General features: G+C 49.4%; 1 protein-coding gene. It reads left to right on the top strand.

Annotated features, from left to right (window positions below):
* A partial coding sequence (locus AAEZ06_RS28090) for a DUF1176 domain-containing protein (RefSeq protein WP_350617464.1) occupies nucleotides 1-243 on the top strand: 243 nt, incomplete at both ends.

Raw genomic sequence — 243 nt, 5'->3', positions numbered from 1 at the left:
AGGCTAGACTGGGAATTTACACCCGTAGATGCTACCCATACATTAGCCAGTCATATTTGTTGGCAGGGCGCATACAACGAAGGCTATGGTTATTGGCTGGTTGACAAGGCAAAACCCCGTCGTTCGCAGCTAATTACTACCATGGGCAATGATTATTCTAATGGCGAGATTTGGGCAACACACAAAGACCGCGGGGTTGGCGATTGCTGGAATCGGGCGATGTGGGTTTGGGATGGAAAAGAC

Origin of the sequence: Pseudomonas sp. HY7a-MNA-CIBAN-0227 (assembly GCF_040310325.1) — a bacterium.
GTDB lineage: Bacteria > Pseudomonadota > Gammaproteobacteria > Pseudomonadales > Pseudomonadaceae > Aquipseudomonas.
Note: the sequence above shows the minus strand (reverse complement) of the source record. Positions and strands in the feature narration are given on the sequence as shown.